The organism is Variovorax paradoxus (genome assembly GCA_016806145.1).
Classification (GTDB): Bacteria; Pseudomonadota; Gammaproteobacteria; order Burkholderiales; family Burkholderiaceae_C; genus Variovorax.
In genome coordinates, this window is sequence record CP063166.1 from 3,412,343 (window position 1) to 3,425,040 (window position 12,698).

At 70.9% G+C, this 12,698-nt stretch carries 11 protein-coding genes; 1 reads left to right on the forward strand and 10 read right to left on the reverse strand.

What is annotated here, in order from left to right:
- Positions 1–29: 29 nt before the first annotated feature.
- The 10 genes from INQ48_16055 to INQ48_16100 form a co-directional block, all read right to left on the reverse strand.
- A complete protein-coding gene (locus tag INQ48_16055; GenBank protein ID QRF54954.1) occupies positions 30–1,625 on the reverse strand; it encodes an MFS transporter in 1,596 nt (531 codons plus the stop codon).
- A gap of 91 nt (positions 1,626–1,716) precedes the next feature.
- Complete coding sequence (locus tag INQ48_16060) at positions 1,717–2,349, reverse strand: membrane integrity-associated transporter subunit PqiC (protein QRF54955.1); 633 nt, start codon at positions 2,347–2,349, stop codon at positions 1,717–1,719.
- The gene (locus INQ48_16065) at positions 2,346–3,998 is read right to left on the reverse strand and encodes an MCE family protein (protein QRF54956.1); all 1,653 of its coding nucleotides are present in this window, start codon (positions 3,996–3,998) and stop codon (positions 2,346–2,348) included. Before INQ48_16065 ends, INQ48_16060 begins: the two co-directional genes overlap by 4 nt.
- Positions 3,995–4,708, reverse strand: a complete 714-nt coding sequence (locus INQ48_16070; protein QRF54957.1) for a paraquat-inducible protein A — start codon at positions 4,706–4,708, stop codon at positions 3,995–3,997. Before INQ48_16070 ends, INQ48_16065 begins: the two co-directional genes overlap by 4 nt.
- A complete protein-coding gene (locus INQ48_16075) occupies positions 4,705–5,343 on the reverse strand; it encodes a paraquat-inducible protein A (GenBank protein ID QRF54958.1) in 639 nt (212 codons plus the stop codon). The genes INQ48_16070 and INQ48_16075 overlap by 4 nt, the downstream gene beginning before the upstream one ends.
- 20 nt (positions 5,344–5,363) lie before the next feature.
- The gene (locus INQ48_16080) at positions 5,364–6,803 is read right to left on the reverse strand and encodes an MFS transporter (protein QRF54959.1); all 1,440 of its coding nucleotides are present in this window, start codon (positions 6,801–6,803) and stop codon (positions 5,364–5,366) included.
- On the reverse strand, positions 6,803–8,020 hold the full coding sequence (locus INQ48_16085) for a multidrug effflux MFS transporter (GenBank protein ID QRF54960.1): 1,218 nt from the start codon (positions 8,018–8,020) through the stop codon (positions 6,803–6,805). Before INQ48_16085 ends, INQ48_16080 begins: the two co-directional genes overlap by 1 nt.
- Positions 8,021–8,090: 70 nt before the next feature.
- Complete coding sequence (locus tag INQ48_16090; protein ID QRF54961.1) at positions 8,091–9,422, reverse strand: LLM class flavin-dependent oxidoreductase; 1,332 nt, start codon at positions 9,420–9,422, stop codon at positions 8,091–8,093.
- Positions 9,419–10,288, reverse strand: coding sequence for a methyltransferase (locus tag INQ48_16095; GenBank protein QRF54962.1), 870 nt, complete (start codon positions 10,286–10,288; stop codon positions 9,419–9,421). Before INQ48_16095 ends, INQ48_16090 begins: the two co-directional genes overlap by 4 nt.
- 17 nt (positions 10,289–10,305) lie before the next feature.
- Entirely contained in the window at positions 10,306–11,115 is an 810-nt protein-coding gene (locus INQ48_16100; protein QRF54963.1) for an SDR family NAD(P)-dependent oxidoreductase, read from the reverse strand.
- 282 nt (positions 11,116–11,397) lie between these two features.
- Between INQ48_16100 and INQ48_16105 the strand changes: the two genes are divergently transcribed.
- The gene (locus INQ48_16105) at positions 11,398–12,696 is read left to right on the forward strand and encodes an MFS transporter (GenBank protein ID QRF54964.1); all 1,299 of its coding nucleotides are present in this window, start codon (positions 11,398–11,400) and stop codon (positions 12,694–12,696) included.
- Positions 12,697–12,698 lie beyond the last annotated feature (2 nt).

The following is a 12,698-nucleotide window of genomic DNA, read 5'->3' on the forward strand; positions in this document are numbered from 1 at the left end:
GCCCAGCCCTTGGCGACGCGTCCGGGGCTTCAGCCGACCTGAGTCGCGCCCTTGCCGCCGATCATGCGCCACGCACTCGCCGCGCTGAGCAGCGCCAGCCCGGCGCTCAGCAGCATCACCCAGCGGAAGCCCGCGACGAAGGCTTCGGCCACCGCGCGCCGCAGGGCCTCGGCCGTGGCCGCATCCACGCCCGGCGGCATGGCGGCGCCGGCGAGCCTGGCGCGCTCGCCTTCGAAGAAGACCGTCACCTGCGCCGAGGCGCCCGCGGCCTGGAGCCGCTCGGCCAGCGCCGCGTCGAAGGCCCGGGCCATGATCGCGCCGAAGACCGCGATGGCCAGCACCGCGGCCGCGCGCGAGACCGCGTTGTTCACGCCCGAGGCCACGCCCGCGAGCTCGGGGCCGACCGCGTTCATCACGGTGGTGGTGAGCGGCGCCACGGTCACCGTCATGCCCAGGCCCAGCACCACCACGGCCGGCAGGAAGCCGCTCCAGTAGCTCGCGTCCACGCCGGGCAGCGCGAACAGCGCGAAGCCCACGGCCGCGATCGCGGGCCCGATCACCAGCGGCAGCCGCGGCCCGAAGCGGTCGACCAGCTGGCCGGCCCAGCCCGAGAGCGCGAACATGATGAGGATGAAGGGCAGCAGCGCCGCGCCGGCCGCCGTGGCCGACCAGCCCTGCACCTGGATCAGGTTGAGCGGGAAGAAATAGAGCCCGCCGCCGAGCGCCGCATAGAGCAGCAGGGTCAGCAGGTTGGCGCCGCTGAAGTTGCCGATGCGCAGCAGCGAGAGCGGCAGCATCGGCGCGCGCACGCGCCGCTCGATGGCGACGAAGCCCGCGCTGCCCGCGAGGCCGAGGGCCAGCGCCGCGAGCACGGCCGCCGAGGTCCAGCCCTGCGTGGGCGCCTCGATGAACGCATAGACGATGCCGCCGAGCCCGGCCGTGGCCAGCAGCGCGCCCCAGGGATCGAGGCCGCCGCCGGCCGAGGCGCCGCGGCTCTCGGGCACGTGGCGCCAGCAGATCCACAGCACCAGCAGCGCCATCGGCACGTTGACCAGGAAGGCCCAGGTCCACGAGAAGTGATCGACCAGGAAGCCGCCGAGCACCGGCCCCACGGCGGCCGTGATGCCGCTGAAGCCCGACCAGGTGCCGATGGCCTTGCCGCGCGCCTTCTCGGAAAAGGCCGCGCTGATCAGCGCCAGGCTGCCCGGCACCAGCAGCGCGCCGCCGATGCCCTGCACCGCGCGCGCGGCGATCAGCTGCTGCACGCTGGCCGCGAGCGCGCAGGCCACCGACGAGAGCGCGAAGAGCGCGACGCCGATCGCGAACACGCGGCGGCGCCCGAAGTGGTCGCCGAGCGCGCCGCCCACCAGCAGCAGCGCGGCCAGCAGCAAGGCATAGGACTCGACCACCCACTGCGCCTGGAAGGCGGTGGCGCGCAGGTCGGCCTGGATCGCGGGCAGCGCGACGTTGACGACGGTGCCGTCGATGAAGGCCATGCTCGAGCCGACGATGGCCGCGGCCAGCACCCAGGGCCGTGAGGCCTCGGGGCAGCCGGTGTCGTCGACGGGGCCGGTGCCGTGCCGGATCAGCGTGTCGTCGCAGGGCGTCTTGCCGATCTGTGTCATCGCTGGTCTCCGCTTCTTCCTGGCATCACGCAGTCCAGAGCTTCATCCGCCGCGCCCACCCTGCCGCGCGGCTAACGCGCAACGGCCACGTTCAAATGGCGCAGGCGGTCGCCGACGGATTCGCGCGCGCCGCGGCCACGCTGCGCGCCATCGCCGCGGCCACGGCGGCGGTCACGCGCTGGGCGCCCTGCGCCACCGCGTCCATGCCGGTGCCCACCGGTTCACCGGCCTCGAAGCTGCACACCAGCGTGCGCGGCTCGTCGGCGCGCCGCAGGGTCCAGCTGAAGGCCGCTTCGACACGGCCGCCGTCGACGGCGTCGAACTGCTTGAGCTGCGCCGCGATGCGCCACACCGGCTGCACGTTGGGGCGGCCGCCCTTGCTGACATCGAGCGCGCCCAGGCGCGTGGCGATGCCGCTGGCCAGCGCGTCGCGCAGCTCGTTCTCGAACGACGAGGCCCAGCGGTGCTGCTCGAGCACCTCGACCTGCACGCTGCCGCCGGGCTTGCGCACCACCATCTGCGGCCGCGCCAGCCGCTCGGGCACGGCCACGGGTGCGAGCTCGATGGCCAGCGGCACGGTGCCGCTGGCGGCGGGCGCGGCGACCTGGTCCGCGGGCACGCTGCTGGCCAGCGTGTAGTAGCTGTCGGGCTTGCTCGCGCAACCTGCCGCGAGCGCGGCCAGCAACGCGATGCCGGCGAGGAAGGTTCTGCTGTGCTTCGTCATTTCTTGTCGTCCGGTTTGCCGCGCAGCAGCGATTCGGGATGGCGTTCGAGGTAGTCGGTCAGCACGCGCACCGAACCGGCGGCGCGCGTGAGCTCCTGCAGCATCTGGCGCGTGTCCTGCTGCAGCGGCGAGTCGTCGGCCAGCGTGCGCTCGGCCGAGTTCACGGTCTTGCGCACGTCCTTCATGGCGGCGGCCAGCTCGGGTGTCACGTCGTTGTTGATGCGGTTCACCGTCTGCTCGGCGGCGGTCAGCGTCTTGTTGAGCGTGGCCAGCGTGGTGCGCAGGTCCTGCGCGATCTGCTCGTAGGGCACCTTGTTGAGCTTGCTCGCGATCTCCTGCACCTGCGACTGGATCTCGTCGAGGCTGTTGGCCATGGTCGGCAGCTCGATCGGGCTCTTCGTCAGGTCGATCTTCGCGGGCGGCGCCTTCGGGAAGAAGTCGAGCGCGACATAGACCGAGCCCGTGATCAGGTTGCCGTTGCGCAATTGCGCGCGCAGGCCCTTCTCGGTGAGGAAGCGCAGGCGCTCCTGCTGCGAGAAGCGCGGCTCCTTCTCGTCGGTGCGATCGACGCTGCGGCGGCGCAGCCGGTCGGGATAGATCTGCACCAGCACCGGCATGCGGAACTCGCGCTCGGCGCGGTCGAACTCCACGCCGATCGACTTGACCTCGCCGATCACCACGCCGCGGAAATCGACCGGCGCGCCCGGCACCAGGCCGCGCAGCGACTGGTTGAAATACATCAGCAGCGTCTGCGAGGGGCCGTCGGGCTCCTTCATCGCCGTGACCTCGTCGGGCGCGAGCATGAAGGCGGTGTTCTCCTTCGCGAGCGGGCCCATGGCGTCGTCGGGCGCCTGGAACGCGATGCCGCCGAGCAGGATGGTCGCGAGCGACTGGGTGCGCAGCGTGAAGCCGCTGGCACTGAGTTGCGCGTCGATGCCGCTGGCCTGCCAGAAGCGCGAATTGACGCCCACGAACTTGTCGTAGGGCGCGTTGACGAACACGCGCAGCGTCACGCCGCGGCCGTCGCCGTCGAGCTCGTAGGCCGCCACCTGCCCCACCTTGATGCGGCGGAAGTACACGGGCGAGCCGACGTCGAGCGAGCCGATGTCGGCGGCGCGCAGCAGGAACTGCTGGCCCGAGTCGTCGCGCGTGACGATGGGCGGCGTTTCCAGGCCCTTGAACTCGCCTGCGCTCTCCTTCGACACGCCGGCGTCGGCGCCGATGTAGGCGCCCGACAGCAGCGTGTTCAGGCCCGAGATGCCCGAGGTGTCGAGCCGCGGCCGCACCACCCAGAAGCGCGAGTCCTCGGAGGTGAAGCCTTCGGCCTCCTTGTTGAGCTGCACCAGCACGCGCACGTGCGAACGGTCGCGCGCCAGGCGCAGGCTCTGCACCAGGCCGATCTGCACGTCCTTGTACTTGACGGCGGTCTTGCCGGCCTCGAGACCCTCGGCGGTCTTGAAGGTCAGCACGATCTCGGGGCCGCGCTCCATCAGGATGCGCGCCACCAGCATCACGCCCACCAGCGCGGCCACGATCGGGATCAGCCAGATCAGCGAGGGCAGCCACTCGCGGCGGCGCTTGACCTGCGGCCTCGGCAATGGCGGCGCGGACGGCGCCGGTCGGTCTTGCGGTTGGTCTTCTTCACTCATGCTGCTTGTTCTTCCCTGTTCTCGAAACTCTCTTGCATCGCCTGTGCCTGCCGGCTGTCCCAGGTGAGCTTCGGATCGAAGCTCAGCGAGGCCAGCATGGTCAGCACCACCACCGAGCCGAAGGCCGCGATGCCCACGCCCGCGGTGATCACCGCGAAGCCCTGGATCTGCACCAGCCCGGTCAGCAGCGACACCACGAACACGTCGAGCATCGACCAGCGGCCGATGATCTCGATGATGTGATAGAGCTTGGCCCGCTCGTGCTGCCGCCAGCTGCTGCCGCGCTGCGCCATCACCACGAGCAGGAACAGCACGGCCAGCTTGAACAGCGGCACCAGGAAGCTCGCGATGAAGACGATGGCCGCGAGCCCGTAGGCGCCCGAGACCCAGAAATAGATCACCCCGCTGAGGATGGTGTCGTACTGCGCGCCGAACAGCGTGCGCGTGATCATCACCGGCAGCAGGTTGGCCGGGATGTACATGATGCAGGCCGCGATCAGGAAGGCCCAGGTGCGCGTGAGGCTCTGCGGCTTGCGCGTGTGCAGGTGCGTGCCGCAGCGCCCGCAGGCCTCGCCCTCCTGCGCGTCCTGCCAGACCGCCGCGCAGTGCGGGCAGGCCAGCAGGCCCAGCGAGGCGGCGGTGACCACCGGCGTGTCGGCGGCGGGTTCGGGTTCGGGCGGGGGCGGCCTGCGCAACGACGGGAACTTCATGCGGAAGCCCTCTCCCTGTCCTCGTCGCCGGCGGCGCGGAAGGTCGTCTCCCAGAACGCGCCCGGGTTGAACGACAGCACCGCCGTCAGCGTGACCGTGAGCGCCACGAAGGCCCACAGCGCGGGCCCGGGCACCACCGTCGCCATGCTCGAGAGCTTGACCACGGCCACCAGCACGCCGAGCAGGAACACCTCGATCATTCCCCAGGGCCGCAGCGACTGCATCAGCCGCACCAGGATCGCGAAGCCCAGCGGCCGATGCTCGCGGCGCAGCGGGATCAGCAGGTAGACCAGGATGCACAACTGCAGCAGCGGGAACAGGATGGTGGTGGCCAGCACCAGCAGCGCCACCACCGACATGCCCTCGGCGCCGAGCACCACCACCGCGCCGGCCAGCGTGGTCTGGCTGCGCAGGCCCTGCAGCTCGATCTCGACGATCGGGAACAGGTTGGCGATCGCGAACATGATGAGGCTGGTCACGGTCAGCGGCAGGATACGGCTTTCCTGCGCGCCCGGATGGCGGCCGATCTCGGTGCCGCAGCGCGCGCAATGGGCGACCTCGCGCGGCTGCAGTTCGGCGCGGGCATAGACCGCATCGCAGCCCGGGCATACCACCGTGTCAGGTACTTCCTTCATGGGGCCGTACCCTAACCTATTCAGCCCGCGTGTCCCGTCGTCCTGAGCCGCAAGCTGCTGAAGATTGCGGCGATACCGGCACAACAGCCGGCCAGCACCAGCGCCACCACCGGCCCGTGGCCGCCGTGCGGGCTCCAGAGGCTGAAGACGCCGGCCAGCACCACCGCGCCCAGGGTCTGGCCGGTGAGCCGCGCCGTGCCGAGCATGCCGCTGGCTGCACCGCTTCGGTGCGCGGGCGGCGAGGTCACGATGGTGTGGTTGTTCGGCGACTGGAACAGCCCGAAGCCCAGCCCGCACAGCGCCATGCGCCAGGCGATGTCGGCATTGACCGGGTGCGCCGGCAGCAGCGCCAGCGAGAACAGGCCGGCGGCCATCAGCCCCAGGCCGATGCCGCCGAGCAGCCCGTCGGGATAGCGGCCGATCAGCCGGCCGGCCAGCGGCGCCATCGCCACGATCGCCAGCGGCCAGGCCGTGATCAGCAGGCCGGCCTCGAAATGGCTGCGGCCGTAGACCTCGAGCAGCAGGAACGGCAGCGCGATGTAGGCCAGCATCTGGGCACAGAAGGCCGCCACCGAGGTGCCCATGGAGAGCGCGAACACCGGGATGCGCAGCAGGTCGATCGGGAACAGCGGCACCGCGAGCGAGCGCTGCCGGCGCAGGTAGACGAAGCCCACCGCCACGCCGGCCAGCAGCGTGAGCCAGGCGCTCAGCGGCGGGCCGCCCGCCTCCACCCCGCCCTCGCGCACGCCCAGGCGGTCGACGCCGAGGAACACCAGCGAGAACATCAGCACGTTGAGCGTCACGTCGATCGGCGAGAAGCGCAGGCCCGCGGCCGGCGCCACGCGGTTGAAGGGCAGCGCCTTCATGCCGAGCGCGAAGGTGACGATGCCCAGCGGCACGTTGATGGCGAACAGCCACGGCCACGAGGCCACCGACAGGATCGCCGCCGCCACCGAGGGCCCGGCCACCGAGGAGGTGGCGACCACCAGCGAGTTGATCGCCATGCCCTTGCCGAGCTGCGAGGACGGATAGGTCAGCCGCACCAGCGCCGCGTTCACGCTCATGATGCCGGCCGCGCCCAGGCCCTGGAAGGCGCGCGCGGCGATCAAGGTGGTCAACGAGTTGGCGAAGGTCGCGGCCGCCGAGGACAGCGTGAACACCGCCATGCCCACCAGGTAGACGCGGCGGTAGCCGACCAGGTCGCCCAGCGAGGCCAGCGGCAGCAGCATCACGAGGATGGCGATCTGGTAGGCGTTGACGACCCAGATCGACTGCGAGGCGCTGGCGTTGAGTTCGCGCGCGATGCCCGGCAGCGCGAGGTTGACGATGGTGCCGTCGAGCACCGAGACGATCAGCCCGAGGATGATCACCAGCATCGACCAGCGCCGCGCGGGCTGGTCGAGGCCGTCGATGACGCGCGCGCCGCCCTCGGTGCCCACGCTGGCCGCCACGCTGCTCATCAGGCCTCCTGCACCCGGCGCGCCGGTTGCGTGCCGCGGTCGCCGCCCAGCGTGAGCCAGGTCAGCAGGCCGGCGATCAGCGCGCCCGCGGCCATGCCGGTCACCATCGGCAGCGGGCCGCCGTCGGTGAAGGCGCCCACCACCGCCATCGCCACCGCGCCGGTCAGCATCTGCAGCGTGCCCAGCAGCGCCGAGGCGGTGCCGGCGATCGCGCCGTGCATCTCGAGCGCCAGCACGCCGGTGGTCGGGATCACGAAGCCCATGAAGCCCGAGGCGATGAAGTACAGCACGATCATCACCCACAGGCTGTCGCCGCCCATGGCGTAGTAGGCGAACATGGCGACCATCGCCACGCCGCAGCCGGCCACCCCGAACTTCACCAGCCGCGCCAGGCCGAAGCGCTCGCCGAGCGCGCCGTTGAACTGCGAGGCGCCGAAGAAGGCGGCGGCGTTCACGCCGAAGGCCACGCTGTAGAGCGCGGGCGACAGGCCGTAGTGGTCGATCATCACGAACGAGGAGTTCGCGAGGTAGGTGAAGAAGCCCGCCATCGCGAAGCTGCCGATGAACACCAGGCCGAGGTAGTGGCGGTCGCGCAGCAGCAGCCAGTAGGCCGCGAGCGCGCTGCCGATGCTGCTCTCGACGCGCTCCGAGGCCGGCCGGGTCTCGGCCAGCAAGGTGGCCATCATCGCGAGGCCGGCGACGGCCGCGATGGTGACGGCCCAGAACACGCCGCGCCAGCCGGTGACCGCGATCACGCCGCTGCCCACCAGCGGCGCGAGGATCGGCGAGATGCTGAACACCAGCATCAGCAGCGACATCAGCCGCGCGGCATCGGTGCCGGTGTGCAGGTCGCGCACCACCGCGCGCGGAATCGCCATGCCGGCCGCGGCGCCCAGGCCCTGGATGAAGCGCAGCGCGATCAGGGTCTGGATGTCGGTCGCCAGCGCGCAGCCCACGCTGGCGATCGCGAACACCGCGAGGCCCGCGTACAGCGGCGGCTTGCGGCCCACCATGTCGGAGACCGGCCCGTACAGCAGCTGGCCCGCGCCCAGCGAGATGAAGAAGGCCGTGAGGCTCATCTGGACCGCGCCGATGTCGGCGCGCAGGCTCTGGCCGATCGCCGGCAGGGCCGGCAGGTACATGTCGATGGCGAAGGGACCGATGGCGGAGAGCAGGCCCAGCAGCAGGGCCATGCGGAAGAAGGGAGAGGAACGCATTGGAGCGATTGTCGCCAATGCGCCGCCCGCGCGCCGGCGGCGCGCCCAGTGTCCCCTCGCCCCGGCTCCGCTAATTTCCGGAAAAGAAACGGTTGACCGGCCGCGGCAGCCCGAGGTTCTCGCGCAGGGTACGACCTTCGTATTCCTGCCTGAAGATGCCACGGCGCTGCAGTTCGGGCACCACGCGGTCGACGAAGGCATCGAGCCCGCCGGGCAGCCAGGGGAACATCACGTTGAAGCCGTCGGAGCCCTCGCTCTCGAGCCATTCCTGCATCTCGTCGGCGATGGTCCGGGCCGTTCCGACGAAGGCCAGGCCGCCATAGCCGCCCAGGCGCTGCGCGAGCTGGCGCACCGTGAGGTTCTCGCGCCGGGCGAGCTCGATCACGCGCTCGCGTCCGCTCTGGCTCGCGTTGGTGGGCGGCACCTCGGGCAGCGGGCCGTCGGGGTCGAAGCTGGAGGCATCGTGGCCCAGCGCGATCGACAGCGAGGCGATCGCGCTGTCGTAGTGCACCAGGCTGTCGAGCTTGGCGCGGATCGCCTTCGCCTCGTCGACCGAGTCGGCCACGATGGTGAAGGCGCCCGGCAGGATCTTGAGGTGCCCGGGATCGCGCCCGAGCTTGCGCATGCGCGACTTGACGTCGGCATAGAAGGCGCGCGCGTTCGCCAGCGTGCCCGGTGCCGCGAAGATCAGCTCGGCCGTCTCGGCCGCGAGCTGGCGCCCGGCCTCCGAGGCGCCGGCCTGCACGATCACCGGCCAGCCCTGCACCGGCCGCGCGATATGCAGCGGCCCGCGCACCGACAGGTGCTCGCCCTTGTGGCCCAGCACGTGCAGCTTGGCCGGATCGAAGAAGCGGCCGCTGTCGACGTCGCGCACGAAGGCGTCGTCGGCCCAGCTGTCCCACAGGCCGGTCACCACGTCGTAGAACTCGCGCGCCCGGTCGTAGCGCGCGTCGTGTTCCATGTGGTCCTCGCGGCCGAAGTTCAGCGCCGCGTCGGGGTTCGAGGTGGTCACGATGTTCCAGCCCGCGCGGCCGCCGCTCAGGTGGTCGAGCGAGGCGAAGCGACGCGCGATGTGGAACGGCTCGTCGAAGGTGGTCGAGGCGGTGGCGATCAGCCCCAGGTGCTGCGTGTGCTGCGCCAGCGCCGACAGCAGGGTGAAGGGCTCGAACGAGGTGGCCGTGTGGCTGCGCTGCAAGGCCTCGATCGGCATGTTGAGCAGCGCGAGGTGGTCGGCCATGAAGAAGGCGTCGAAGCGCCCGCGCTCCAGCGTCTGCGCGAGCTGCTTGAGCCGCTCGAAGTTGAAGTTGGCGTCGGGCCAGGCGCCCGGATAGCGCCAGGCGCCGGTATGGATGCTGACCGGGCGCATGAAGGCGCCCAGGCGCAGCTGCTTGCGCGCGCTCACGGCTTGTCCCAGAACACCAGCGCGCGCAGCTCGATGCTGCGGCGTGGCGGCGCCTCGGGCGAGCCGGTCGGGTCCTCGAAGGCCGTGTGGGCCGTGAGCCGCGCCGTGCCGTCCTCGCGCGAATCGAAGATCTTCAGCAGCAGCGCCTCGTCGGGCCGCAGCCGCGGGAACCAGTACCAGCGGTGCTTCGGGTTCCAGGTGAAGGAATAGGTCTCGCCCACCTTGTCGGGGTAGATCAGGTCGCTGGGCACCAGGTCCGAGGGATCGATGGAGCGCGCATCGCACAGCGCGAGCGGCAGCCGCTCCACCGTGGCCAGCGGCCGCCACAGGTTGACGATCGCGAAGCGCTTCGCGAGCCGCTCGGCCGCTTCGTCGGGCGGCAGGTGGTCGGTGACGCGGCGCCGCGCCGAGGCCGGCGTCTGGTCGTCGTGCACGCGGCGCACCGGCTCGCGCAGTTCCGAAGTGCGGCGCGAGCCCTGGGCGCTGTCGCGCAGCGTGTGGTCGAACACCACGATCTTCTCGGCCCCGGTCACGTCGCGCAGCAGCGCTTCCGACTCGCGGTAGTAGATGTCGCGGATGGTCGCGTCCTGCGAGAAGTCGGCCAGCACGCTGCGGTGCGCGATCTGGGTGAAGCCGCTGCGGTCGAGCGAGAGCTCGCGCAGCGCCACCAGCGGGCGGCCGTCGCGGATGGCCACGCGCCGCGCCTCGAGCTCGCCCGTGACCCAGGGCGTGCCCGGCGGCGGCTCGAAGGTGTAGCTCGCGGGCCGGCCCTGGCCCGGCTTCAGGTAGTTGAGCTCGGCCTCGACCGACGGCAGGGTGGCGATGAGCGGATGCTCGTGCGGACTGAATGGCGATGCGGAACTCATGCGCTCCTCGTTCTGAATCAGAAGGGTTCCTTGAACGGCCGCAGGTCGAGTTCCTGCGTCCAGGCGCTGCGATGCTGGGCATGCAGCTGCCAGTAGCTCTCGGCGATGGCATCGAGCTGCAGCAGCCCGTCCTCGCCGGCCTGCGCCGCGCGCTGCGGCGAGCCGCTGCGCAGCCGCTCGCCGTCGATGCCGCCGTCGATCACGACATGGGCGACATGGATGCCCTGCGGCCCGAACTCGCGCGCCAGGCTCTGGCTCAGCGAACGCAGCCCGGCCTTGGCGGCCGCGAAGGCCGCGAACGGCGGCTTGCCGCGCAGCGCGGCGGTGGCGCCGGTGAACAGCAGGCTGCCGCGCCCCGCGGGCACCGCGCCGTCGAAGGGATTGGCCAGCAGGCCGCGCAGCGCTTCGCGCGCGAACACGAAGCCGCCGAGCGTGCTGGTGCGCCAGGCCTGGGTGAACTGCTCGACCGAGATCTCGAGCGTGGGCGCGCGCGCCGCGCTGGAGGCATTGAACACCGCCACCGACAACGGCCCGAGCGCGCGCACGCGCTGGCCGACGCCGTGCACCTCGGCCTCGCTCGCCACGTCGGCCGCGAAGGCATGGGCCGTGCCGCCCGCGGCCGCGATCTCGGCGGCCACGGCCTCGAGCTGCTGCGGCGTGCGGCCGGTCAGCGCGACGACCAGGCCCTCCTGCGCGAAGCGCCGCGCGAGCGCGGCACCGAGGCCCGCGCTCGCGCCGACGCCCGCGATCCAGGCGACGGAGGGACCCCGGGAGGCGGTGGGTTCGGTGGGGGAGGAAGACGGGGAGGAAGCGGCGTTCGTGGACATCGGGACGGCTCGGCAAAGCGTGGATCGTCACGAAGGCTATACCCGCGCCCCGGGGGCCGGAACGATGGAAAAGCGATAACCATTTGCGCGAACCGGTCGAGTCCCGGGCCCGATGCAGGCCAGCCGCGGAAGGTGCACAAGCACCCTGCCCCGTGCTTTCCCGCCTCGGTCATTTCCGTGTCAGGAATGCCGGGCCCAGCGGCCTAACATGGTCCGGCGGCCGGCGACGGCCGCGGCTTTCCTCAACGCCTCCCATATCACACACACAACAGGAGACAACACGTGAATCCGATCGAGCAGAGAACCATCTCGAAGATGAGCTGGCGGCTGTTGCCGCTGCTCATGGTCAGCTACTTCATCGCCTACCTCGACCGCGTGAACCTCGGCTTCGCCGGCGCCGCCATGTCGAAGGACCTGGGCTTCAGCGCGGCCGTGTTCGGCAGCGCGGCCGGCATCTTCTTCATCGCCTACTTCCTGTTCGAGGTGCCGAGCAACATGGCGCTCGAGCGCTTCGGCGCGCGCCGCTGGATCGCGCGGATCATGTTCAGCTGGGGCATCCTGTCGGCGGCCCAGGCCTGGGTCGGCGGCTCGACCAGCTTCAACGTCGTGCGCTTCCTGCTCGGCATCGCCGAGGCCGGCTTCTTCCCGGGCGTCATCTTCTACATCACGCTGTGGTTCCCCTCGGCCTACCGCGCGCGCATCGTCGGCTGGTTCATGTTCGCGATCCCGATCTCCACCGTGATCGGCTCGCCGATCTCGGGCTTCATCCTCAACATGGACGGGATGGGCGGCATGCACGGCTGGCAATGGCTGTTCATCCTCGAGGCGATCCCCTCGCTGATCCTGACCTTCTTCGTGCTGTTCTACCTGCCCGACGGTCCGAAGGACGCGAAGTGGCTCACGAACGAGGAGCGCACCTGGCTGCAGGGCACGCTCGACGCCGAGCGGCGCAACCGCGAGTCGATCAACCAGATCTCGTGGAGGCAGTCGCTCTTGAACCCGCGCGTGATCGGCCTGGGCTTCGTCTACATGGGCATCACGGTGCCGCTGTACGGCCTGAGCTTCTTCCTGCCGCAGATCATCAAGGGCTTCGGCGGGCTGGGCAACGTGGAGATCGGCTTCATCAACGCCTTCCCCTACCTGGTGGGCGCGATCGCGATGCTGTTCTGGACCCGCGCCTCCGACGCGCGCAAGGAGCGCAAGTGGTTCCTGCTGATCCCGCTGGCCTGCATCTTCGTCGGCCTGGTGCTGGCGGCCGAGACCAGCGCGCCGGTGCCGAAGATGGCGGCCGTGACGCTCGCGGCCTTCGGCATCTTCAGCGCCCTGCCCACCTTCTGGACCCTGCCCACCGCGATCCTCAGCGGCACCGCCGCGGCCGCGGGCATCGCCTGGATCAACTCGATCGGCAACCTCGGCGGCTACATCGGCCCGACCATCTTCGGCACGCTCAAGGACCGCATGGGCAACGACATCTACGCGGTGATCTTCCTCGCGCTGCTGGCGGCCGTGGCCTTCGTGCTGGTGCTGATCATCGGCCACGACGCGCGCACCGAGCAGGCCGCGGCGCCCGGCCGCGCCTGAGC

Coding starts and splice junctions, on each gene's coding strand:
- INQ48_16070 (QRF54957.1), bottom strand. CDS start 4,708: ATGAAGTTCCCGTCGTTGCGCAGGCCGCCCCCGCCCGAACCCGAACCC.
- INQ48_16060 (QRF54955.1), bottom strand. CDS start 2,349: ATGACGAAGCACAGCAGAACCTTCCTCGCCGGCATCGCGTTGCTGGCC.
- INQ48_16065 (QRF54956.1), bottom strand. CDS start 3,998: ATGAGTGAAGAAGACCAACCGCAAGACCGACCGGCGCCGTCCGCGCCG.
- INQ48_16075 (QRF54958.1), bottom strand. CDS start 5,343: ATGAAGGAAGTACCTGACACGGTGGTATGCCCGGGCTGCGATGCGGTC.
- INQ48_16100 (QRF54963.1), bottom strand. CDS start 11,115: ATGTCCACGAACGCCGCTTCCTCCCCGTCTTCCTCCCCCACCGAACCC.
- INQ48_16055 (QRF54954.1), bottom strand. CDS start 1,625: ATGACACAGATCGGCAAGACGCCCTGCGACGACACGCTGATCCGGCAC.
- INQ48_16085 (QRF54960.1), bottom strand. CDS start 8,020: ATGCGTTCCTCTCCCTTCTTCCGCATGGCCCTGCTGCTGGGCCTGCTC.
- INQ48_16095 (QRF54962.1), bottom strand. CDS start 10,288: ATGAGTTCCGCATCGCCATTCAGTCCGCACGAGCATCCGCTCATCGCC.
- INQ48_16080 (QRF54959.1), bottom strand. CDS start 6,803: ATGAGCAGCGTGGCGGCCAGCGTGGGCACCGAGGGCGGCGCGCGCGTC.